The 22424-nt window shown below is 66.6% G+C and carries 24 protein-coding genes; 3 read left to right on the top strand and 21 right to left on the bottom strand.

The features are described 5' to 3' along the window. Positions 1–332: 332 nt before the first annotated feature. The gene (locus IWX65_RS07285) at positions 333–584 is read right to left on the bottom strand and encodes a hypothetical protein (RefSeq protein ID WP_196881772.1); all 252 of its coding nucleotides are present in this window, start codon (positions 582–584) and stop codon (positions 333–335) included. A 133-nt stretch (positions 585–717) separates the two neighbouring features. Then, positions 718–1182, bottom strand: coding sequence for a Fur family transcriptional regulator (locus IWX65_RS07290; protein WP_196881773.1), 465 nt, complete (start codon positions 1180–1182; stop codon positions 718–720). A 149-nt stretch (positions 1183–1331) separates the two neighbouring features. Between IWX65_RS07290 and radA the strand changes: the two genes are divergently transcribed. Then, entirely contained in the window at positions 1332–2717 is a 1386-nt protein-coding gene (gene radA / locus IWX65_RS07295) for a DNA repair protein RadA (protein ID WP_196881774.1), read from the top strand. Positions 2718–2872: 155 nt separating this feature from the next. Next, positions 2873–3949, top strand: coding sequence for a DNA integrity scanning diadenylate cyclase DisA (disA, locus tag IWX65_RS07300; protein WP_196881775.1), 1077 nt, complete (start codon positions 2873–2875; stop codon positions 3947–3949). A 14-nt stretch (positions 3950–3963) separates the two neighbouring features. Here the strand turns inward: disA and IWX65_RS07305 are convergent, their stop codons facing one another. Further along, positions 3964–4638 carry a hypothetical protein gene (locus IWX65_RS07305; protein ID WP_196881776.1) on the bottom strand — a complete coding sequence of 225 codons (675 nt, stop codon included), beginning with the start codon at positions 4636–4638 and terminating at the stop codon, positions 3964–3966. Positions 4639–4749: 111 nt separating this feature from the next. On the opposite strand from IWX65_RS07305, the gene IWX65_RS07310 reads away from it, so the two are divergent. Further along, complete coding sequence (locus tag IWX65_RS07310; RefSeq protein ID WP_196881777.1) at positions 4750–5733, top strand: A/G-specific adenine glycosylase; 984 nt, start codon at positions 4750–4752, stop codon at positions 5731–5733. A 14-nt stretch (positions 5734–5747) separates the two neighbouring features. On the opposite strand, the gene dhaM is transcribed toward IWX65_RS07310, so the two are convergent. The 18 genes from dhaM to folP all read right to left on the bottom strand — a co-directional run bounded on the left by dhaM (position 5748) and on the right by folP (position 22424). Beyond that, the gene (gene dhaM / locus IWX65_RS07315) at positions 5748–6515 is read right to left on the bottom strand and encodes a dihydroxyacetone kinase phosphoryl donor subunit DhaM (protein WP_196881778.1); all 768 of its coding nucleotides are present in this window, start codon (positions 6513–6515) and stop codon (positions 5748–5750) included. Beyond that, entirely contained in the window at positions 6512–7156 is a 645-nt protein-coding gene (gene dhaL / locus IWX65_RS07320) for a dihydroxyacetone kinase subunit DhaL (RefSeq protein ID WP_334683720.1), read from the bottom strand. Before dhaL ends, dhaM begins: the two co-directional genes overlap by 4 nt. Positions 7157–7158: 2 nt before the next feature. Beyond that, a complete protein-coding gene (dhaK, locus tag IWX65_RS07325; protein ID WP_196881779.1) occupies positions 7159–8160 on the bottom strand; it encodes a dihydroxyacetone kinase subunit DhaK in 1002 nt (333 codons plus the stop codon). A gap of 230 nt (positions 8161–8390) precedes the next feature. Next, on the bottom strand, positions 8391–8570 hold the full coding sequence (locus IWX65_RS07330; protein WP_196881780.1) for a CsbD family protein: 180 nt from the start codon (positions 8568–8570) through the stop codon (positions 8391–8393). Between the two features lie 150 nt (positions 8571–8720). Beyond that, positions 8721–9224 (bottom strand): amino-acid N-acetyltransferase, encoded by a 504-nt coding sequence (locus tag IWX65_RS07335; protein ID WP_196881781.1) that lies wholly within the window; start codon positions 9222–9224, stop codon positions 8721–8723. 28 nt (positions 9225–9252) lie between these two features. Further along, positions 9253–11325, bottom strand: coding sequence for an alpha/beta fold hydrolase (locus IWX65_RS07340; protein WP_196881782.1), 2073 nt, complete (start codon positions 11323–11325; stop codon positions 9253–9255). A 154-nt stretch (positions 11326–11479) separates the two neighbouring features. After that, the gene (locus tag IWX65_RS07345; protein ID WP_026532276.1) at positions 11480–13987 is read right to left on the bottom strand and encodes an ATP-dependent Clp protease ATP-binding subunit; all 2508 of its coding nucleotides are present in this window, start codon (positions 13985–13987) and stop codon (positions 11480–11482) included. 100 nt (positions 13988–14087) lie between these two features. Next, positions 14088–14411 carry a histone-like nucleoid-structuring protein Lsr2 gene (locus tag IWX65_RS07350; RefSeq protein ID WP_196881783.1) on the bottom strand — a complete coding sequence of 108 codons (324 nt, stop codon included), beginning with the start codon at positions 14409–14411 and terminating at the stop codon, positions 14088–14090. 87 nt (positions 14412–14498) lie between these two features. Then, positions 14499–14702 (bottom strand): hypothetical protein, encoded by a 204-nt coding sequence (locus IWX65_RS07355; RefSeq protein ID WP_196881923.1) that lies wholly within the window; start codon positions 14700–14702, stop codon positions 14499–14501. Between the two features lie 4 nt (positions 14703–14706). After that, positions 14707–16161, bottom strand: coding sequence for a lysine--tRNA ligase (gene lysS, locus IWX65_RS07360; protein WP_196881909.1), 1455 nt, complete (start codon positions 16159–16161; stop codon positions 14707–14709). Between the two features lie 96 nt (positions 16162–16257). After that, the gene (gene panC / locus IWX65_RS07365; RefSeq protein WP_196881784.1) at positions 16258–17166 is read right to left on the bottom strand and encodes a pantoate--beta-alanine ligase; all 909 of its coding nucleotides are present in this window, start codon (positions 17164–17166) and stop codon (positions 16258–16260) included. Then, positions 17163–18152 (bottom strand): Rossmann-like and DUF2520 domain-containing protein, encoded by a 990-nt coding sequence (locus IWX65_RS07370; protein ID WP_196881785.1) that lies wholly within the window; start codon positions 18150–18152, stop codon positions 17163–17165. The genes panC and IWX65_RS07370 overlap by 4 nt, the downstream gene beginning before the upstream one ends. Beyond that, positions 18139–19656: a PH domain-containing protein gene (locus IWX65_RS07375; RefSeq protein WP_196881786.1), complete on the bottom strand. Its 1518-nt coding sequence runs from the start codon at positions 19654–19656 to the stop codon at positions 18139–18141. The genes IWX65_RS07370 and IWX65_RS07375 overlap by 14 nt, the downstream gene beginning before the upstream one ends. Then, a complete protein-coding gene (locus tag IWX65_RS07380) occupies positions 19653–20168 on the bottom strand; it encodes a PH domain-containing protein (RefSeq protein ID WP_196881787.1) in 516 nt (171 codons plus the stop codon). The genes IWX65_RS07375 and IWX65_RS07380 overlap by 4 nt, the downstream gene beginning before the upstream one ends. Next, entirely contained in the window at positions 20161–20652 is a 492-nt protein-coding gene (locus IWX65_RS07385) for a DUF3180 domain-containing protein (protein ID WP_334683721.1), read from the bottom strand. The genes IWX65_RS07380 and IWX65_RS07385 overlap by 8 nt, the downstream gene beginning before the upstream one ends. A gap of 7 nt (positions 20653–20659) precedes the next feature. After that, positions 20660–21151 carry a 2-amino-4-hydroxy-6-hydroxymethyldihydropteridine diphosphokinase gene (gene folK, locus IWX65_RS07390; protein WP_196881789.1) on the bottom strand — a complete coding sequence of 164 codons (492 nt, stop codon included), beginning with the start codon at positions 21149–21151 and terminating at the stop codon, positions 20660–20662. Next, positions 21148–21531 carry a dihydroneopterin aldolase gene (folB, locus tag IWX65_RS07395; RefSeq protein ID WP_196881790.1) on the bottom strand — a complete coding sequence of 128 codons (384 nt, stop codon included), beginning with the start codon at positions 21529–21531 and terminating at the stop codon, positions 21148–21150. The genes folK and folB overlap by 4 nt, the downstream gene beginning before the upstream one ends. After that, complete coding sequence (gene folP, locus IWX65_RS07400) at positions 21519–22424, bottom strand: dihydropteroate synthase (RefSeq protein WP_196881791.1); 906 nt, start codon at positions 22422–22424, stop codon at positions 21519–21521. Before folP ends, folB begins: the two co-directional genes overlap by 13 nt.

Consider the following 22424-nt stretch of genomic DNA (forward strand, 5'->3'; position numbering starts at 1 on the left):
AGGAAACAGTTTTGCTCCCAGAACTCACTGCAGCATAATCAAAGAACTGACCCGCACGGTGTCGAGAAAACTCCACCACTCAGCGGGACGTAACCTTGCACCGGCTCAATAAGAACCTTCGACGCTATGCAGCCTCACGCATTGCAGGGCGGAATTGTTCGGTTTCAGTTGGGCATTGGCACGTGGGACAACGGCATCAACTTTCCACGAAACCTGCGGTTCTGGCTCACTCCACTCCGTCCGATATCCGAGCGAACCCCGCACGTGCGCCCGTTGGGGGCATTCCCTTTGCGGGTCGATCACGTTCTTGACCGAACCGCACTTCCACGCTCCTAGCGAGCGCTCCAGTTCGAATACGTGTACCGGCCCGGGTTGCTGAAGCGCGAGGGACTGGCGGTTGTGACGTAGGTTCCACGGCCGGATGGCGACAAGGACGAGCCTGCGGTGACGTAGGTTCCCTCGCCATCTGCTGTGGTGGCTCCACGGCTGACGTAACTGCCGCCGAGGGGCGCGAGAGGCAGCGGCTGGTGAGGGCGGGCCGGTGCATCGCGGGAGACGGTTGGTGTGCGATCGAGAAGGGTCATGGTGGCTCCTTGGTGGTGTCCGGCTTGCGCTCGGACGGTTGTCGACTAACGGATATGGACGTTTGCGGTGCCAGCATTTGGGCAGCATGCAACACGGAGTGGCGGTCGGAATTCTCACCGGGTTCGGTAGTGCTCAGGAAGTGGGTTCGGCCGCAGCTTGAACCCGGCACGGCTGACAGAGGCCGTTGAAGGTGACTTCTGCCGCGAAGACGGTGAACCCCGCGCTATCTGACGGAGTCAGGCAGGGCGCTTGTCCGATCACGCAGTCGACGTCCTTGACCGCTCCACACTGCACGCACAACAGGTGGTGATGGTTGTCTCCCACCCTGCACTCGAAGAGCGCCGCCGAGCCCGGCGGATCGAAACGCCGTACGAGCCCTGCCCCCGTAAAGGCAGCGAGGATTCCGTAGACGGCCTGGGTGGACGAGCCGCTGAGGACATCCTGCACCTTCGCCGAAATTTGCTCCGCACTTGAATGCGGGTTCTGCCGCAGCACTTCCAGCACTGCGACACGAGGCGCAGTGACCTTCAACCCTGAGTTACGGATCGACTGCCGAAGCAGGTCCGTACCGGTTGGAGAGTCGGTTGTGAACGCCATGACCCAAGCCTATCGGTTGTTTTGGTTCAGTCAAAACAACCATCAGGTTCAGGGACGGGTGTCGGAGCACGAAGTCCCATGCATCGGGGCTCCGCTGCGAGGGTGGCCGCCGATCCGGCGATGTCAGAGAGCGCAGGTACGCTGAACGAATGGCAACAAAGAGCTCTACGGCAACGCGCGCAGGCCGGAACAACACTCCCGGGTACCGCTGTGCCGAGTGCGGGTGGACAACGGCAAAATGGGTGGGCCGATGCGGTGAGTGCCAGGCGTGGGGCACGGTCGAGGAAACCGGCCAGCCGGTCGCTCGGACGACGGCGGCGGCCACCGTCGTGCGGCCCGCGCAGCGCATTGCCGACGTGGATGCAACCACTGCCGCCTTCCAGCCCACAAAGATGGACGAGCTCGACCGCGTGCTCGGCGGCGGACTGGTGCCCGGTGCTGTCATCCTCCTTGCGGGCGAACCGGGGGTCGGGAAGTCGACCCTGCTGCTTGATGTCGCCGCGCGCGTGGCAAACCTTGGGAGGGATGTCCTGTACGTCACGGGAGAGGAATCGGCCGCCCAGGTCAAACTACGTGCCGAGCGGATCGACGCAGTTGCGGACACCCTCTACCTGAGCGCCGAGACTGACCTGGGCCAGGCCCTCGGCCAGGTCGAGAAGCTCAACCCTTCCCTCCTGGTCGTCGATTCGGTCCAGACCCTCAGCAGCTCGGCCGTCGACGGCACCGCAGGTGGAGTGACCCAGGTGCGCGAGGTAGCGGCGTCGATCATCAATGTGGCGAAATCAAAGAATATGACCACGATCCTGGTGGGCCATGTGACGAAGGACGGCTCTATCGCCGGGCCGCGGCTCCTCGAGCACCTAGTGGACGTGGTGTGCCAGTTCGAGGGCGAGCGGCATTCCCGGCTGCGTCTGCTCCGCGCGGTGAAGAACCGCTACGGCCCCACCGATGACGTGGGCTGTTTCGACCTGACCGATGCCGGAGTTGAAGGCCTCGCCGACCCCAGTGGGCTCTTCGTATCCAGGACCAAGGACCCGGTATCGGGAACGTGCATCACGGTCACCCTCGAAGGCCGGCGCCCGCTGCTTGCCGAAGTGCAGGCGTTGCTCGCCGAATCAGCGACGTCCCAGCCCCGGCGCGCGACGAGCGGACTCGACAGTGCGCGGGTCGCCATGTTGCTGGCGGTCCTGCAGCGCCGGGCATCGATGGGCCTGCACAAGGATGACAGCTACGTCGCCACCGTCGGCGGCGTCAAACTGGGGGAACCCGCCACCGACCTCGCCGTCGCCCTCGCGATTGCGTCAGCCAAAACGGACCAGCCCCTGCCCTCCCAGCTCATCGCCTTCGGGGAAGTGGGGCTGGCCGGCGAAGTGCGTCCGGTGCCCGGGATCGCACGGCGAATCCAGGAAGCGGAGCGGCTCGGCTTCACCCATGCCGTGGTACCGGCGTCGCCCAATGGACCCGGGCCCATCCCGAAAGGCTTCACGGTACGGGAAGTATCCACCCTGACCGAGGCGCTGACCCTGCTCTTCTAGTCGTCGCTTCGAACCGATATCAGGGATCCACCGCCAGACCACTAGTATTAGGTTCGGCTGTGCGGAAAACATGCGGCCGCTGCCTGCCTGGCGCCTCCGACCTGAGGCTGCCCGAACGTGTCGGCCGGCAGCGTGAATTTTGAAAGGATTGGGCCATGGTTCGCAGTCCCGAGGACTCGCTGAAGGCCACCCTCGCTCGTGTAGCACCCGGCACCGCCCTCCGGGACGGGCTCGAAAGAATCCTGCGGGGCAGGACGGGTGCGCTGATCGTCCTCGGATTCGACCGCACCGTGGATGCGATCTGCTCGGGAGGCTTCGACATCGGTATCGATTTCTCGCCGACCCGCCTCCGGGAACTCGCGAAAATGGACGGTGCAATCGTCTGCGACAAGGACGCGAGCAACATCCTGCGCGCCGCCGTCCAGCTCGTTCCCGACCACACCATCGAAACCCAGGAATCCGGCACCCGCCACCGCACAGCGGAGCGCGTTGCCATCCAGACCGGCCTCCCGGTCATCTCGGTGAGCCAGTCCATGCAGATCATCGCCCTCTACATCAGCGGGCTCCGGCACGTCCTCGAAGGATCGGAGCCCGTGCTGGCCCGCGCCAACCAGGCACTGGCCACGCTCGAACGCTACCGCGCACGCCTCGACCAGGTGACCAATTCCCTGTCCGCGCTCGAGATCGAAGCGATGGTGACGGTCCGCGACGTCGCGGTGACGCTCCAGCGCCAGGAGATGGTCCGGCGGATCTCCGAGGAAATCTCACAGTATGTCCTCGAACTGGGCATCGACGGGCGTCTGCTGTCCCTCCAGGTCGAAGAGCTGACCACCGGGCTCGGACCGGGAAGCGAGATGGTGCTACGGGACTACATGGACCTCGGCAACAGCCAGGCTCCCGTAGAGGAGCGGGTTGCCACCCTGCAGAATTTCAGCTCGACGGAACTGATCGACCTCGGAACCATTGCGAGCGTCCTCGGCTTCAATCCCTCCACGGACTCGCTCGAAGCAGTCATCCAGCCGAAGGGCTACCGCCTGCTTTCCGGCATCAAGGCCGTACCCCCCGCAGTGGCCAACCGGCTGGTGGATCACTTCGACGGCCTCCAGAACCTCATGGCCGCCAATATCGAGGACCTCATGGCCGTCGACGGCATCGGAGAGCAGCGCGCCCGGACGGTCCGTGAGGGCCTCTCACGGATCGCGGAGACCAGCCTGCTCGATCGGTTCATGTAGGCCCCGAACCAGGCCTAACCGTCGAGCACGAACGACGTCGTTCCGCTGGTGAGGCCTCCCAGGCGCGTGGTCAGGACAAAGGTTCCACCCTCCGGGACAGGTTCCACCGAGGCGCACCCGGGAGTAGTGCGCGTGCGCGCCCACTCGAGCGTCGCCACCTCCTCCGCCCCGGGCTCCAGGACCCGCTCCAGATCCTGCGGCGCCTGCTGGCAATCGGTCGACGAGAAGATCCGGTCAGCCGGGTCCGCAACGACGAACTCCATCTGCGAGGTGCCGACGTTGACGGCGCACGCCGTCTCACTCTCATTGCGCACGACCAGGCTCAGGACCGGTTCCTGCCCCAAAGGGTAGGCCGGCGCATCGGTTCTCGCCTCGACTGCGATCTCGGCGGGATCGCACTCCGGCTCGGAAGCCTCATCGGCCGCAGTAGGCTCCGGTTCCGAAGCCGAGGGCGATGGCTCCGCTGAGGCGCCGTCGGCAGGCGACGACGCGGTAGGGGACGGGGCGACAGGAGGAGCCGCCGTCGTCGCTACGGCGCCAGCCGACGCGGGATCACCGTCATTCGGGGAGAAGAGGCCGATCACCATGACGACGCCGGCAACGAGTAGCGCGACGATCAACAGTGCCAGGACGGCCGCGACAAGGCGTCGACGGCGATAGACCGCCGGGCTTGGGCGCCTCGGGGACACTCCGTGACTTCCGGCACTACCCGGTCCGTGAACTGGTTCCATTCTTCAAGGCTAGGGAGCGGGGCGCCGATTGCTGACGCCACCACGCCGGTCGATAGAGTATTGCTCACCATGAATTCCCCGATCCACTCCATGCCTGCCGCGGGCCCCACCACCGAGCCAGGACTGGAAACCCTCCATGCCGCGATTTCGGAGTGGTTCGCGGCTTCCGCGAGGGATCTACCGTGGCGGAGTGCGGAACGCACGCCGTGGGGGGTATTCGTCAGCGAGATCATGCTGCAGCAGACCCCGGTGGTGCGCGTACTTCCCGTGTGGGAGGAGTGGCTCGCTCGGTGGCCGACGCCGTCGCACCTTGCCGGCGAGCCGGCGGGGGAGGCTGTCCGCCACTGGGGGCGGCTCGGGTATCCCCGCCGGGCGCTCCGCCTGCACGCGGCAGCGAGCGCGATGGTGGACCGTCACGAGGGCGCCGTCCCTTCGGATTACGACACGCTCCTCACCCTGCCGGGCGTCGGGAGCTACACCGCCGCCGCCGTCGCCGCTTTCGCCTTCGGTGCGCGCGAAACGGTTGTCGACACGAACATCCGTCGGGTCCACGCACGCCTGCTGGGCGGCAAGGCACTGCCCGCAGCTACCCTGACGGCAGCCGAGATGCGGCGGGCCTCCCTCCTCCTTCCCGACGATGACGCCCTCTCCGTGCGCTGGAACGCCGGCGTCATGGAGTTGGGTGCCCTGGTGTGCACGGCGCGTTCGCCGCGCTGTGCAGCATGTCCCGTCCTCGGATCCTGTGCGTGGGTCGCGGCCGGCCGGCCGGAGCCGGACTACATTCCCAAAGGGCAGGCCTGGGCCGGAACTGACCGGCAGGTGCGCGGCGCCATCCTGGCCGTCCTGCGCGAAGCCGAGGGCTGCGTCGGGCCGGAGCTGCTGCTGAGGGCGCCAGTGGATCTGGCGCACCCTCCGGAAAACCTCAGCATCACCGCCCTCGACAGCCTGCACCGCCTGCGCGCTCCGGCCGAGCAGCTCGAGCGCTCCCTGGCCGGCCTGCTGGTTGACGGTCTGGCCGAGGAAACCGGCGAGGGAATCCGCCTGCCGCAGTGAATCCGGATCGAAGGCTAGGCAGGTTCCCCGAATCCTGACACCACTGCCGCTTCGATCAGGTCGATTGCCGCCTGTGCGTCCGGGCCGGATGCTTCGGCCGTGACCTCCCTGCCCTGTCCCAGGCCGAGGCTCATGAGCAGCATCACCGATTTCCCGTCCACTCCGTTGATGGTGATGTCCGCCTCGAGGTCGAGGAGGCCGGACGCCAGGAACGCGGCGGGCCGGGCATGGAGCCCCATCTGGTTGGGAAGGGTCCATGAGCCGCCGACCGTCGGTGCGCCCGAAGTGTCCGCCGGGCACCGCCGCGAGCCCGGCGCGGCGGCTTCGTGCGTGACGAACGGCTCCAGCCCCTCCGGGTCGATCGAGACTACCGCCCCTTCCGCAGCCCTCACCACTTCCTCAAGCGGGGCGCCGCCCTGCGCCTGGACGGCCGCCGCGACGGCGCCCTCGACCAGTGCGGCCTGCGCCAGGCGCACCATTCCCCGTTGCTCCGGGTCGAGGAATTCCAACGCCATTTCTGCGGTCATGACGGCCGAACCGAGGTCGGTGAGGATCACGACGCCGCTGCCGCTGTCCGCGCTCCCGATCCCCCGCTGGACCTTCTCGAAGCTCGTACCGATCCGCGCTGCACCTGCTCCACCGTCGGTGCCGCCCGCTGCGACCAGGACGACGTCGGGCGCCATCTGGGCGGCCAGCTCGCACACTCCTTCGGCGATCTTCTCGCTGTGGGACACGATCACGAGCCCCACGTTCGCTGCTGCACCGCCGGACCTGCCGCTCATTGATTCACGCTGCCTGCCGCCACTGCAGCCGCCTGGAGGATCATCGCGGTTGACACTGCCCCCGGGTCACGGTGGTTGGCACTCCGCTCGCCCAGATAGCTTGCGCGGCCCTTCCTCGCGATCAGCGGCTCGGTAGCGACCGCTCCCGCGTGCGCTGCATTGGCTGCAGCGGACAGCACCTCTTCGGCACTCGCTCCGGCGTCCGCCGCAGTGCGGGCGGACTCGACAGCCGGGGTCCACGCATCGATCATCGTCTTGTGCCCCACTTCGGCTTTCCCCCGGGCCACGACGCCGTCCCGCGCGGCTTCGAGCATCATCGCCGCCTCATCGGGACCTACCTCGACGGCGTCCCCCAGCGCCTTCGCCGCCCGCAGGAAGGCCGTCCCGTACAACGGGCCGGCGGCTCCCCCGACCGTCGACATCAGCGTCATCGCCGCAGTCTTCAGCACTTCACCGGGGGTGGCCGGATCCGGACCGGCATCGAGCTTGGCAACAACCGCGCTGAACCCGCGGTCGAGGTTCTCGCCGTGGTCGGCGTCCCCGATGGCGCGATCGAGATCGATGAGCAGGGCACGGTTCTCGGCAACGACCTCGGCGGCTCCTCGAAGCCAGGCGACTGCCCACTGCGTGGATAACGTCACCGCTAGACCCCCCAGCGCAGGGCTGCGGTATGGACCGGCGAGTCCCACAACTCCACCAGTTCGTCATCGAGCCGTAAGACCGACAATGAGGCGCCCTGCATCTCCAGCGCGGTGATGTAGTTGCCGACGAGCGACCGCTCGACCTGCACGCCCTGCGCCTCGAGCAGTTCAACGGCCTTGCGGAAGACGATGTAGAGCTCACTTGCCGGGGTTCCGCCCATGCCGTTGACCAGAAGCAGGACGCGGTCGCCGGCCGTTAGCGCGAGGTCGGCGGTGATCGGTTCGAGCAGGTGCACTGTGATGCCGTCGGCGTCCTCCATGGCGATGCGGTGCCGCCCGGGTTCACCGTGGATGCCGATACCGATCTCGATCTCGTCCTCCGCGAGGTCGAAGCTCGGCACACCGGCGTGCGGGACCGTGCAGGCGGCCAACGCCACACCCATCGACCTCACATTGTCTGCAACCCGCTGGGCGACGGCGGTGACGGCCTCCAGGTCATCGCCGCGCTCGGCCGCGGCTCCTGCGAGCCGCTCGACGAAGACGGTGCCTCCCACTCCCCGCCGGCCCGCCGTGTACAGCGAATCCTCCACGGCGACATCGTCGTTCACCAGCACGGAACGGACCGTCACTCCCTCCTCGTCGGCCAGTTCGGCGGCGGTCTCGAAATTGAGGACGTCACCGGTGTAGTTCTTGACGATATGGAGCACTCCTGCTCCGCCGTCGACGGCGATGGTGGCAGGAAGGATCTGGTCGGGCGTAGGAGAAGTGAACATGGCCCCGGGAACAGCCGCATCGAGCATTCCGCGCCCTACGTATCCGGCATGCAGCGGCTCATGACCGCTTCCACCGCCCGAGACCAGGCCCACCTTGCCGCTGACCGGGGCGTCCTTCCGGCTGATGAACAGCGGGTCGGGATGGACGGTCACGAGGTCGGCATGCGCACGCCCGAACCCCTCGACGGATTCGGCGACCACTGCCCGGGGGTTGTTGATGAGCTTCTTCACGACGGCACGCTCCTATGGCTGCGAACAGGAAAGACCTGCGGATCCGCCTCGGACCGCACCGGCCAAGCCAAACGATACCCTCGGCCTTCCCGCTTTCCTAGGGCGTACGGCTTCCGGGGGCGTGCGGCGGTGGCCGCAGCGCCACGCTGTTAATGCGCCTGCGGGAGGCACCCGGTGATGGGCGCCTCCCGCAGGTTTCCTTCTCGAATTCCTTGCAGTCGAAGCAGGTACTACTTGTCCTTCTTGAAAGCATCCTTGATGTTCTCGCCGGCATCCTTGAGGCTGGATTTGGCCTGGTCTCCGTGACCCTCGGCTTCCATGCTCTCGTCGCCGGTGGCCTTGCCGAAGCCTTCCTTGGCCTTGCCGCCGAGGTCCTGGCTCTTGTTCCCGATCTTGTCATCCAAACCCATAAGTAAATCCTTTCGCTCGGTGTACGGACTCCGGTTCCGGCAGTCCAACCGCATCGCTGGGATGCTAAGCAGTCTTACTATATCCAGATTCCGACCGCCTTTTCCACCCCCTGGCGGTGGTCTCCCCCAGCCGGGAAGCTGCGCCGCCTGCTACAGGTGCCGGATCATCCGCGTATTCCCGAGCGTATTCGGCTTCACGCGGGCGAGGTCGAGGAACTCCGCCACGCCCTCGTCATGCGAGCGAAGGAGCTCCGAGTAGATCTGGGGATCTACCGCACTCTGGTCCGCCATGACCTCGAATCCGTGCCGGGCGAAGAACTGCACTTCGAACGTCAGGCAGAATACGCGCTTGACCCCGTAGTTCCTGGCGTCCTCGATAAGCTGCTCGAGGATCGCCCGACCGATGCCCCGCCCGGAAGCCGCCGCGGCGAGCGTGCGCACCTCGGCGAGGTCCTCCCACATGATGTGCAGGGCACCGCACCCGAGCACTGCACCGTCCTCCCCCTCGGCGATCCGGAATTCCTGGAGCCCCTCGTAGTATGCGACGGTTTCCTTCGCCATAAGGATGCGCCGATCCGCCAGCGGCGCCACCAGCGCCTTGATGGCAGGGACATCGGACGTCCGGGCACGGCGAAGGGTGTAGTCAGGGCTCATTCGCCCAAGTCTACAAAGCCCGGCGCGCCTACAGTCCCAGCTCGGGCGGGAGTTCCTTCTCCTCCCCGAGAACATGCTGAGCAAGGAATGCTTCGACGACGCCGTACCAGACCTTCGTGTGCTGGGGTTTGAGGATCCAGTGGTTCTCATCCGGGAAGTAGAGGAACCGGTGCACGGTGGTGCCGTCGTCGTTCGCCGGGAGCTTCGACGCGGACAACAGTTCATACCACAGCCGAAGGCCCTCGCCGATGGGAACCCGGTAATCCTTGTCGCCGTGGATGACGAGCATCGGCGTGTTGATGTTGCCGACGGAGTGGTGCGGCGAGTTGTCCCGCAGCATGTCGGGAGTCATCTCCTGCTTCCAGTAATAGGCCGCGTCGGTGGTGGGGCCGAACTGGTCGAGCGCCCACAGACTTGCGTGGGTGACGATCGCCGTGAAGCGGTCGGTGTGGCCTGCCACCCAGTTCGCCATGTACCCACCGAAGGAACCGCCCATTGCAGCGACGCGGCTCTCGTCGATGTCGGCCCGCTGCACCAGCGCATCAGTGGCCGCCATGAGGTCCGTGTAGGGCGCTCCACCCCACTGGCCCCAGCCGCGGTCGATCATGTGCTGCCCGTAGCCTGTGGACAGGGCCGGATCGGGAAGGAGCACTGCGTAGCCCTTCGCTGCGAGCAACCACGGTGACCAGCGCCAGGTCCAAGCGTTCCAGGAGCCGAGCGGCCCGCCGTGGATCCACAGCAGCGCCGGAACCGGAGATGCGTCCGAGGCTTCCTGCGGCAGGACCAGCCACGACTTCACCGGCTGGCCGTCCTCGCCGACGGTTTCCACGCGCTCGAGGGTTCCGGGGAGTTCGGGCCGTTCCACGGGGCCGCGCAGCCGCGTGGTATCCCCGGTTCCGAGGTCGATCCGAACGGGTTCGGCCGGGTAGAGGTAGGAGCTGCGCAGTCCGTAGGCGGTGGTGCCGTCGGGGCTCACCGAGATATCGGAGTATGCGGCGGCATCGGTCGTGATCCTGCGGACCGCGCCGGTGGTGGTATCGATGGCGAAGACCGGCGCAGCGCCGTCGTCGTCGGCTGTCACGAGAATGCCGGAGCCGTCCGGGAGCCAGGCCGCGGGAGCGGGCCAGCGATCCCAGTCCCTCGCCAGCGGGATGAGCTCGCCGCCCTGGACCGGCAGGAGGGCCAGCCACGTCCGGGGAAAGGTGTCGGCCGAAGTGCGTCGGTTGCAGATCACGACGACGGTCCTGCCGTCCGGGCTCACTGGACCCGGTGCGGCATCGAAGCCGGCCTCGTTCACCAGTACGGTCCGCTCGCCGGTGGCGACGTCGATACGCGCAAGCGCACTGCGCTGGGAACCGAGGGCCTCCGGCAGGCGGAGGGCGGTGAACAGCATCGCCCCGTCGGGGCTCACCTCCGGGTGGGAGTCGCGGAGCCCGGCACCGATGCCTTCGGCGAGCGGGACCAGAGGTTCATCCTCCGAGTTCGCCTCCAGCCGGAAATAGCGCGGTTCACCGGGGCCGAGGTCGGCATCCCAGTAGCGAACCGGGTAGCCGGAGTGGAGGATCGCGGCAACTCCGGTGTCCTTGCGGGCAGTGCGCCGCTCGGCATCCTCTACCTCACCGGAGGCACCGGCGAGGACCTCGGCAACGACGACGGCGATGTCGGCGTGCGCGGCCGTGGCGACGGAGCTGATGCCGCCCGGCCGCGAGTGGAGCAGTTCCGCCTCTCCGCCGCGCGCCGGCAGCCGCCACAGCGAGGCCTGCTTTCCGGCGTCATCGGCCTCGTTGCCGGGGTCGGGGCGGGCGGACGTGAACAGCAGGTCGCCGGTGGCGAGGAATGCGGCCCCGGATTCACCTTCGGCGCTGCGTGTCAGGCGGTGTGCGGGCCGCTCTCCCGAGGGGTCAACGTCCCAGAGGGCGGTGGCGTAGCCCGTGCGCTTCGGATTGAGGGTGGCCACCGAGGTGACAAGTCGGCTCCCGTCGGAGTTCATCGCGAGCCCGCTCAGCCTCGGGAGGGCAACGAAGTCCTCGAGGTCGTGGAACGGCGTGGCCTGGTCCGGAGAGCCGTGGCCATCGGTGGTGTGCGAATCGTCAAGGTTCATCCGCAATACGTATCACCGCAAGTGCCGGAACCGGGCGAGGTTCACTGAGGGAGTAATTTCGTTGCCCCGAGCACCGATGCCGGGGTCACGCAAAGAATCCCGCCACGGTGGCCCGGGGCGGGATTCTTCGACAGTGCTGGTGTTCAGGAAACGACTACTCGGGAACCGTCGCTTCGATGGCCGCCGGGCCGTCCTCAAGCTCCTTGGGGGCTCCATGCCCCACGAAGGTGAACACGGCGTCGGTCCCTTCGCCTTCCACGTCCACGTCCACACGCTCACCGGACTTCAGGTCGCCGAAGAGGATCTTCTCGGACAGCTGATCCTCGATCTCCCGCTGCATGGTGCGGCGCAGCGGCCGCGCACCCATCGACGGATCGTAGCCGCGGGTGGCGAGGAGCACCTTTGCGGCCGGAGTCAGCTCGATGGTCATTCCCTTGTCGGCCATCCGCTTGCTGAGCCGCTCGAGGAACAGGTCGACGATCTCGACGATTTCGTCCTGCGTGAGCTGTGGGAACACCACGGTGTCATCGACACGGTTGAGGAACTCGGGCCGGAAGTGCTGCTTCAGCTCTTCCTGGACCTTCGCCTTCATCCGGTTGTAACTCGTGTTGGTGTCCGTGCCCGACTGGAATCCGGTCATCACGCCCTTGGAGATGTCGCGTGTCCCAAGGTTGGTGGTCATGATGATGACCGTGTTCTTGAAGTCGACCATGCGGCCCTGGCTGTCCGTCAGGCGTCCGTCCTCGAGGATCTGCAGGAGGGAGTTGAAGAGATCGGCGTGAGCCTTCTCCACCTCGTCGAACAGCACCACCGAGAACGGCTTGCGGCGGACCTTCTCGGTGAGCTGGCCGCCCTCCTCATAGCCTACGTAACCCGGAGGAGCACCGAAGAGCCGTGACACGGTGTGCTTCTCGGAGTACTCGGACATGTCGAGCGTGATCAGGGCATCCTCGTCGCCGAAGAGGAACTCCGCGAGGGCCTTGGCGAGCTCGGTCTTACCCACACCGGTGGGACCGGCGAAGATGAACGAACCGCCCGGACGCTTCGGGTCCTTCAGACCGGCACGCGTGCGCCGGATGGCCTGCGAGATCGCCTTGATGGCCTGGTTCTGCCCGATGACCCGCTTATGGAGTTCATCCTCCATGTTCAGCAGCCTCGAGGACTCGGCCTCGGTCAGCTTGAACACGGGGATGCCGGTGGAGATCGCAAGGACCTCGGCGATCAGTTCCTCGTCGACCTCGGCGATGTCGTCAAGGCCGCCGGACTTCCACCTGCGCTCCTTGTCGGAGCGCTCGTCCTGCAGTTTCTGCTCCTTGTCTCGGAGGGAGGCAGCGCCTTCGAAGTCCTGCGAATCGATCGCCGACTCCTTCTCCCGCTTGACGTCGGCAATGCGCTCGTCGATCTCCTTGAGCTCCGGCGGCGCGGTCATGCGCCGGATCCGCAGCCGGGCACCGGCCTCGTCGATCAGGTCGATCGCCTTGTCCGGCAGGAAGCGGTCGGAGATGTACCGCTCGGCGAGCGTGGCGGCCGAGGTGAGTGCGCCGTCGGTGATCGAGACCCGGTGATGTGCCTCGTAGCGGTCACGCAGTCCCTTGAGGATCTCGATGGCGTGGGCCACCGACGGTTCCTGCACCTGGATGGGCTGGAAACGACGCTCAAGAGCGGCATCCTTCTCGATGTGCTTGCGGTACTCGTCGAGCGTGGTGGCTCCGATGGTCTGGAGCTCACCGCGGGCGAGCATCGGCTTCAGGATCGACGCCGCGTCGATGGCCCCTTCGGCTGCGCCTGCCCCGACGAGCGTATGGATCTCATCGATGAAGAGGATGATGTCGCCGCGCGTCCGGATCTCCTTGAGCACCTTCTTCAAGCGCTCCTCGAAGTCACCGCGGTACCGGGAGCCGGCGACGAGCGAACCGAGGTCGAGCGTGTAGAGCTGCTTGTCCTTGATCGTCTCCGGCACATCGCCGCGGACGATCGCCTGGGCGAGCCCTTCGACGACGGCGGTCTTGCCGACGCCGGGCTCACCGATCAGCACCGGATTGTTCTTGGTGCGGCGGGAGAGCACCTGCATGACCCGCTCCATCTCCGACTCACGGCCGATGACGGGGTCGAGCTTCGATTCGCGGGCGGCCTGCGTGAGGTTGCGCCCGAACTGGTCGAGCACCACCGAACCTGCGGGGGTCCCCTCCTGCTGCTGGCCTCCTGCTACTGCGGGCTCCTTGCCCTGGTAGCCCGAGAGCAGCTGGATCACCTGCTGGCGGACACGGTTGAGATCCGCTCCGAGCTTCACCAGCACCTGCGCGGCAACTCCCTCGCCCTCACGAATGAGGCCAAGCAGGATGTGCTCCGTGCCGATGTAGTTGTGGCCGAGCTGCAGTGCCTCCCTCAGGGAGAGCTCCAGCACCTTCTTGGCCCGGGGGGTGAACGGAATATGACCCGACGGCGCCTGCTGGCCCTGCCCGATGATTTCCTGGACCTGCTCACGTACGGCACCCAGCGAGATGCTGAGCGACTCGAGGGCCTTGGCGGCTACACCCTCGCCCTCATGGATCAACCCAAGCAGGATGTGCTCGGTGCCGATGTAATTATGGTTGAGCATGCGGGCCTCTTCCTGGGCCAGCACGACAACACGACGGGCACGATCTGTGAATCTTTCAAACATGGGGCACACTCCTAGCTGACGCGTAATTCGATGCTACGTGCAGAGAAGGAGCTTTTGGGGCGTGTTCGCCACAGGCGAGATCACGCCGCCCCTAGCGCCCCTAGCGCTGCGCTGCGCGGTATGCCTCGACGATTTCGCTGTTCACCCGGCCACGGGCCGAGACGTTGTAGCCGTTCTCCCGGGCCCACTCCCGCACCTGGGCGGCTTCCTGGTTGCGGGCGGGCGCCGGTGCGGAGCGCTGCTTCGACTGGTTGCTACGCCGTGCGGCGGAAACGTAATTCTTGAGGGCGTCCCGCAATTCTCGGGCGTGGGCTTCCGACAAGTCGATTTCGTACTGGGCGCCGTCGAGGCCGAAGCGGACGGTTTCGTCGGCATCTCCGCCGTCGATGTCGTCAATGAGGATAATCTTCACTTTCTGCGCCACAATATACTCCCTTTAGAATTTGATGAATAACCCCCTACTGCGATTATGTAGCAACAAAGGGGCCAGGTCAAAGGGAATACCGGAATGCTATGGCTGGCCGCTATCCGGCTTCGCTTTAGTTTCAGGCGTTTCTTCCGGCTCATTCTTCACTTTCGTCACATCTGGAAGTTTTTCCTCCGCACGTGCCATAGCCTCACGCTCCGCTCGGTCCGCGTTGAAGATGGCCCGCATGACGAAGTAGAAGATGACTGCAAGGGAGGCGGAGGGCAAAAGGACGGCAAGGTATTCCACGGCGCTATACCTGCGCGGGTTTCAGAATGGGAAACAGAATGGACTCACGAATTCCCACATTCGTGAAAAGCATCACCAAGCGGTCGATTCCGAGACCGATTCCGCCCATCGGAGGGGCGCCGTACTCGAGCGCGCGCAGGAAGTCCTCATCCAGCTGCATCGCCTCATCGTCCCCTTCCGCGGCCCTGCGGGACTGTGCGGTGAGGCGCTCGCGCTGAATCACCGGGTCGATGAGTTCGGAGAAGGCCGTGCCACGCTCCATGCCGCCGATAATCAGGTCCCATGCTTCGATGAGCCGGGGATTCGCCCGGTGCTGCCGGGCGAGGGGCTGCGCGGACGGCGGGTAATCGTAGACGAAAGTGGGCTGGAGCAGGGAAGGCTCCACCAATTCGGAGAAAAGCTCGAGGACGAGCTTTTCGGCCTGCCAGGCGGGATTGACCGCAACCCCACGCGATTCAGCAATCCGCCGAAGGATTTCTTCGGAAGTTTCGGGAGTAATTTCCTGATCGACCGCTGCGGACAGCCCGGGATAGACACCGAGCCATGCCCAGTCTCCGTCGAGGTCGATCGTGCCTTTGTCCGTCTCGATGGTCCGGCTTCCCAGTGCGTCGGCGCAATTCAGGATTATTTCCTTCATGCGCTCTGCCATTCCGAATTGGTCGGTGTACGCTTCGTAGCATTCGAGCATGGTGAATTCGGGGCTGTGTGTCGAGTCGACCCCCTCGTTGCGGAAAATACGCCCGATTTCATAGACGCGGTCGATTCCTCCCACTACTGCCCGCTTGAGATAAAGCTCGAGGGCAATGCGGAGGGTCATTTTCTGGTCGAAGGCATTGAGGTGCGTTTCAAAGGGCCTCGCCGTGGCACCACCGTGCACCAGCTGCAATATCGGCGTCTCGACTTCGACATAGTCGAGCGCGTGAAGGGTTTCGCGGATACTGCGGGTGATGGCGGCGCGTTTTCTCACCATGTCGCGCGCTTCTTCGCGAACCATCAGGTCCACGTAGCGCTGACGGACGCGGGTCTCCTCGTTGACGCCGGCGTGGAGCGTGGGCAGCGGCCGAAGCGCCTTCGACGCCATGCTCCACGAGTCGGCCATGATGGACAGCTCGCCGCGTTTCGAACTCAGCACCTCACCGTGCACCTGGACGTGATCGCCGAGATCAGCCAGCGATTTCCAGTCCGCGAGGGCCTCCGCACCGACGGCAGCGAGGCTGAGCATCACCTGGAGCCGGGTGCCGTTACCCTCCTGGAGGGTGGCGAAGCACAGCTTTCCCGAGTTGCGGATGAAGACCACCCTTCCCACTGCGCTGACCACCTCGCCGGAGGTCTCTTCAGCGGCGAGGCTTCCGAACCTCTTCCGGAGCTCGGTGAGGGAGTGGGTGCGCTCCGGCTTGACGGGGTACGCCTCCCTGCCGCTTTCCAGCAGGTCCGCGCGCTTGGCGAGGCGGATGCGCATCTGCTCATTGAAGTCATCGGCCGGGGAAGTGTCGTCAGTGGTCACGGTAGACCAGTTTACTGGTTCGTCCTGTGCCGTCGCTTCCGGTGGCGCAGCTCACTCCGGGCCCAGCCGCATATTGTCGATGAGCCGGACGGGTCCCACCCGCGCGGCGATGACCGCCAGCGCCGAGCCGGTGAAGGGCACATGGCGGCAATTGAAGGCGAGGGGCTCCAGGGTTCCCGGATCCACGATTTCGAGGTAGTCGAGACTCACCGAACGCTCACTCGCGAGCATGTCGAGCACCGAGTCCGGATCCAGCGCCTCGTGCCGGGCGGCCCTTTCCTCGAGCAGGCGGAGGGCTCGCGGCAGGACCAGTGCCGCCTTCCGCTCCGCCGCGGAAAGGAATTCGTTCCGGCTGGAAAGGGCGAGTCCGTCGGACGCCCGCACCGTCGGGACCCCCACGATCCCTACCCGGAAGTTCAGGTCGCTGACCATGCGCCGGATCAGGACCAGCTGCTGTGCATCCTTCTGCCCGAAATAGGAACGGAAGCGGGCTTCCACCGGTGGCTGTGCAACATGCAGGAGTTTGGCGACGACGGTCAGCATGCCGTCGAAGTGCCCGGGCCGCGCGGCGCCCTCGAGCTTGTCGGCAAGAGGTCCGGACCGGACCCGCACCTGGGGCTCGCCCCCTGGATACATCTCCGCCCCCGACGGCGCGAAGACCAGGTCCACGCCGCACCGCCCGAGCAGCTCGAGGTCCGCGTCGAGCGTGCGTGGATAACGCTCGAGATCCGCCTGCTCGCCGAACTGGAGCGGATTGATGAAGATGCTGGCCACCACGACGTCGTTGTCGTCCCGTGCAGCAGTGGCCAGGCCGGCATGGCCGGCATGCAGCGCGCCCATGGTGGGGACAAGGCCCAGTGCCGGAAGCGGAACTCCGGTAGCCCGCAACAACCGGGCGCTGGCCTCCCGTAGTTCGGCTGCCGTCGTCACCACGACCGGCTCGGGGAATGCGCCGCTCATGATCCGTCCTCCCTTGTCCCGGCCTCGCCTGGACCGCCACCCGGAGCGGCGTCAGGAACATCCGACGCGCCGTCCCCCGGATCAATCTCCGAACCGCCGTCGAGGACCGCAACGACGGCGTCACCCTGTTCCCGGCTCAGGAGGCCGCGTTCAACCGCGCGCTGGGCGGTGGCCCTCGCCATCCCACGGTAGGCGATCCGGATGTCCTGAGCGTCGTGCGCGGCAAGCGCCTCTGCGTGGGCGGCGACGGTGCCGGTGTCCCCTCGGGAGACCGGACCGGTCAACGCCCCTTCCCCCGCGGAAAGAGCATTTTCGAGGGACGCCTTCATCAGCGGCCCGAGCATGCGTTCGGGCCTGTGCACCCCGAGGTCACCGAGGAGCTGCGCCGATTGCGAGGCGAGGGTCACCAGGTGGTTCGACGCATGGGCGAGTGCTGCGTGGTAGAGCACACGGCTTTCCTCCTCGATCACCACGGGTTCGGCACCCATCTCCACGACCAGCGCCTGGGCTATCGGCAGCACGGCACCCGGAGCGGTGATGCCGAAGCAGCAATCGGGCAGCCTCCCGAGGTCGAGGCTCATGCCGGTGAACGTCATGGCGGGGTGGAGCGCCAGGGGAATCGCCCCTCTGGCACGGGCGGGAGCAAGCACTCCGATCCCATACCGTCCCGAGGTGTGGACGACGAGCTGGCCCGGCTGCCAGGCCCCCAGCCGGGCGAGGCCTTCCACGAGCGGCGGCAGGGCGTCGTCGGGCACTGCCAGCAGCACCAGTTCGGCGCGCTCGACGATGTCCGGGATTTCAAGGACCGGAACCCCCGGCAGCAACAGTCCCGCGCGCTCCCTGCTCGCCTCCGAAACCGCTGAGACGCCGACGACGGCGTGGCCCGCAGCGCGGAGCGCGGCCCCCAGGACGGCCCCTACCCTGCCTGCTCCCACAATTCCGACGCCCAGCCTCCCAGGACGGCGTGACGGGTCAGAGCTGCTCATGGAATCCGGTGTCCTCTACTTGTCGGGGCGGCGTCTGCTGCATCGGCTTCAGCCACTGTTCGGGCCTGCTGCGCCGCCGGGCTTCGGCTGCCCTCCGGGCCTGGCCGTGGAAAAGCTCCCAGGCAAGCGTCTCATCGGCTTGTCGGATGCGGGGTGCCACGGGGCCGGGCGTGGTCTGCAACTGGAGTCCGGCGACGCGGAACAACCGGTCCAGTGGGCCCTGGTGCAGCGAGAGCGACTGCGTCCGCTCATGGGGAACGACGTCGAGGGCCCGCCACAGGACGCCCGACCGGATCAGCAGGGCAGTGCGGGTGACCGCGAAGCCGTTGCGTCTCCAGGTCAGCGGCCCCAGCAGGCGTGCGCGCCGTGGCGTCGTCGTGAATCCGTCGGTGCTTCCGCGCGACTCGAGTCCGGCCGTGAAGACCCGCACCGGCTCATCGACGCCGGGGTCCGGCAGCACCAGCGCAAGGATCCTCAGGACCTCCTCACGGGTGCCCACGGGCAGGAGGGTGGCCCGCGCCTGGCCCTCGCTCGAGGAGGAGGCGCCATAGCCCGCCACATTGACGGTGATCCTGTACCAGCCCTTGAGCCGCCACAGGGGCGACTGCACGATGCCGATCGCCTGGACCCGCCCCGGAGGGACTGTCTGCGAACGCGTGTCAAGGAGCCCATAGCGCACCCGGATGCCGTCGGGCGAGAGCGCGGCCCGGAAATTGTAGCCGGTATTCAGGGCACTCCAGTACGCTCCCACCACGCCCAGGACGATCGGGATCAGGGACGGAGCCACGAACGGTGTGCGGAAGATGACGGTGATACCCACCACGACGACGGCGCCCACCACCAGCAGCACGGTGGTGCCCGAAAGCACCGCGCCTCCGATGACGCGGCCGGTCGGCACTGCCACCACCTCGTGCTCGGGCGCCTCCTGGATCTGGTCCGGATGTTCGGGATCCACCGCCACTCCCGCTGCGCGGGCCAGGATGGTCGCCCGGAGCCGGCGTGCATCGCCAAGCTTCAGGAAGGCGAGCCGCACTGCCGACTCGCCGGCATCAGCCACCTCGAACTTGAGCTCGGCCAGTCCGAAGATCCGCGCGAGGAAAGGCTGGACCACGTCGATCGCCTGAACGCGGTCAAGGCGTGCCTGGCGGTTCTGGCGGAAGAGAACCCCCGTGTTGACCCGGACGTGTTCCTCGGTGACCTGGTAACGGGTGAAGTACCAGGAGACGAGGAACGCGAGGGCGATGAGCGCCACCACGCCCAGCACGATGGCGATGGCCCACCCGGTTCGGAGCCCACCGGGAACCCCGGGAGGCCCCTCGTCGCTGAAGAGCCCCTCGAACCAGTCCCGGCCGAAGAAGAAGCCGATGGCTGCCAGTGCGATCCAGCCCCGGACGAGCGGCGAGATGATGTGCACCCTGTTCCAGGCATCATCCGGGTTGCTGATCAGACTGAAATCGGCCTGCGGCTGCCCTTTCGGTTCGCGGTGTCCGGGTTCCCCGCTCACAGTCCGGCCAGCCTGGCTTCCCCACGGGCCGAGAGCTGTTCGCGAAGGCGGGAGCCCTCACCGGTGGGAAGGCCTGCGATCGAGGCATTGGTGGTGGGCGATGCCGTATGCAGCTTGAGTGTGCAGAGCCCGAAGGCGCGTTCGATCGGCCCCACGGCCACGTCCACGTACTGCATGCGACCGTAGGGGACCACCAGGGTGCGCTGGAAGAAGACGCCTCGCCGGATCAGGAGGTCGTCGTCGCGCTCGGCGTAGCCGATGGCCGCGACCTGGCGCGGCAGGAGGACGCCGGTCCAGGCCGCGATCACCAGCACGACGGCGGGCAGCGCCCAGGCGACGGCCATCGTCGGAAAACCGTCCCACACCCCGGTCAGCCTCAGGACCAGGGGGAGGCTGAGGAGGGCAAGCCAGAGGATCGAGCTGATCAGCCAGCCCAGGAGCCGGACCCTCAGGTATTTCGGCGATACCCCGGTCCAGGCAAGTCCTTCCGGATCGATCGGTTCCCTACGCATATTCCCCCTCGTCCCGGCCCTGTCGCACCGGACCTGCGTCGTCGTCGCCCGGTGGAAGCCGGCAGAAACTCTCCACCACCAGGCCCACGACGATCATTCCGATGCCACCGGCCATGAGCGCAAGGGATCCCCACAGCGGTCCGGGAGCAGACCGCACACCGATGAGGCTCAGTTGGTCCACGAAGATGCCGGCGTGCCAGCCCAAACTCAACGCGCCGGCGTAGGCGCAGGCCTGGGCGAGGATCAGGGTCCGCAGTGCGAGGATCGGGTTGAGCGGCTTCTTGCGGCTTCCGTTCCGCCACACGAGCACCTTCCGGCCGAAAATCAGGGTGATGGCCGTGATCCCGACCACGGTGATCAGCGAGCTGAGGTGGAGGGCGGGAGCGGGAAGTCCGTTGCGGGTCGCCCACCAGTTGACGAGCCAGCCCACCGCCCCGGCCACAAGCCCGATCACCGCGAGCCAGCGGAACCGAATATCACTCACGGGAGACCTAGACTTCCTCGAACGGGGCGAGCCCCTTGAAGTCGTCAGCTCCGGCCGCGAGTTCTCCCACCGGTATTCCGCCGAGGGTCGCCGTTCCATCCATCCAGGCCCACGGCTGCAACACGAAAGCACGGCCTGCGGCACGCGGGTGGGGAACCGTCAGCTTCTCATCATCCGAGGTCCAGGATCCGTAGGTGATGATGTCGATATCGAGCGTCCGCGGCCCCCACCGCACCGTGCGGACACGGTGGTGCTTGTTCTCCACGGCCTGGCAATGCTCGAGGAGCTCATAGGGTCCGAGGTCCGTCTCCACCTCGATCACCATGTTCAGGTAGTCCGGCTGCTCCGGGCCGCCCACCGCCTTCGTACTCACCACGGGCGAGACGCCGGAAAGCCGGACGCGGGGCGTGTCGACCAGGTCCCCGACCGCGAGGGACAGGGTGTCATTGCTTGCCCCGACGTTGCTGCCGAGCGCCAGCACGGCACGGACCGTCGTCATGCCCGGCTCCTGCGGACGGTGACCGCTACGTCGCCGAACGGCACCTCGATGGGTGCCTGCGGTTTATGGACGGTCACCTCCACGGCGTCGACGGGGAAGAATTCAAGCACGTCGCCGGCGATTTTTTCCGCAAGCGCCTCGATCAGGTTGAACGCCTTCCCCGTGATGATGCCGTGGACCCGCTCCGCGAGTTCCCCGTAGTGGGCGGTCCGGGCCAGATCGTCACTGATGCCGGCGGGCCGGAGATCCAGGTGCAGCACCAGATCCACCACGAAGGGCTGACCGTTCCGGCGCTCATGGTCGAAGACGCCGTGGTGGCCGACGGCGGTGATCCCGGAAAGGGTGACGGCGTCGGCCTGCGCGTTCCCTATCGTTTCCATGCCGCGGCAACCTTCACGGCATCGAGGGTTGCACCGGCATCGTGCACGCGCACACCCCACGCACCATTCGCCGCAGCGAGGGTCGAGGCGGCAAGCGTCGCGGAATCGCGCTCCGCGGGAGCCGCAGCCTTCCCGGCGGAAGTCAGCAGTGTCCCGAGGAACCGCTTCCGCGAAGCGCCGACCAGCACCCGGTGGCCCAGCGAGGTGAATCTCTCGAGGGACCGCAGCACTTCCCAGTTGTGCCGGTCCGTCTTAGCGAACCCGATGCCCGGGTCGAGGATGATCTGGTCCGCGGCCACGCCCGCACCGACGAAGGTGTCACGGATCTCGAGAAGCTCCGCAAGGACTTCCTCCACCACGTCGGAGTAGGTGGCGAGGGAATCCATGGTCCGCGCGGTTCCCCGCCGGTGGGTCAGGATGTAGGGGACACCGCGCGCCGCGATGAGGCCCGGCATGTCCGGCTCGAATGCCGCACCGGAGATGTCGTTGACGATCTCCGCACCGGCATCGAGAGCCTGCTCGGCCGTTTCGCTGTGCATGGTGTCCACGCTGATGAGCGCGCCGGCCTTGACCAGGGCCCGCACCACGGGAAGGACCCGCTCCAGCTCCCGCTCGAGCGGCACGTCGGCCGCAGAGGGCCGGGTTGATTCGCCGCCGACGTCGATGATGTCGGCGCCCGCATAGAGCAGTCGCAGCCCGTGGGCAATCGCATCATCGGTCGACGCATACCGTCCACCGTCGCTGAAGGAGTCGGGGGTGACGTTGAGTATCCCCATCACCACGGAGCGGTCCTTCGGCAGGGCCGAGAACGTCTTGGCAACGCGCACGGGTCGGATCAGGGGCAAGGGGGATGTAGCCGGCCCGGTTCCGGGTGCTGCGGCGAGTGAATCCAT

The sequence above is a fragment of the Arthrobacter sp. CAN_A214 genome (assembly GCF_015751955.1).
Taxonomy (GTDB): Bacteria; Actinomycetota; Actinomycetes; order Actinomycetales; family Micrococcaceae; genus Arthrobacter_D.